The sequence below is a fragment of the Dysgonomonas mossii genome, assembly GCF_004569505.1.
Lineage (GTDB): Bacteria > Bacteroidota > Bacteroidia > Bacteroidales > Dysgonomonadaceae > Dysgonomonas.
Genome location: NZ_SPPK01000154.1, coordinates 1 through 384, shown reverse-complemented (window position 1 = coordinate 384; position 384 = coordinate 1). Strand labels below are relative to the sequence as shown.

Genomic DNA, 384 nt, shown 5'->3' with positions numbered 1-384 from the left:
AGCAGGTACGTCACGCTGTCCAGCAGCTGAGGCATGTGAACGTTGGCCGACAAGGCGTCGTACTCGTCCGTTTTCATTGCCTCCGCGATGATGGCCAGGTTCTCATCGATCAGCTCATCCGAGCCTGCCACACGCAGCAAGTTGAGGATCGAGTGCACGCGCATCTTTCGCTCCTCGGCCCATGCCTTGCCTGCATTGGTCAGCTCGACAGCCTGCAGCAGGATGCCTACCTGAGCAATCAGGTCGGAGGCCATCTCAGGCCAAAAATCATCGCTGGCGGTGCCGCCCATTTGGGCCGAGACGCTACGGATGATCTCAGCCAGTTCGACCGGTCCCAGCCCTGCACAAAGGTCGATGCGCCAGTCATTGGGGCCAGTGCCAATA

General features: G+C 59.9%; 1 protein-coding gene. It reads right to left on the bottom strand.

Annotated features, from left to right (window positions below; translation table 11 throughout):
* Positions 1 to 384 (bottom strand): hypothetical protein (locus E4T88_RS18095; RefSeq protein WP_167755491.1); only part of this gene is annotated, 384 nt, incomplete at both ends.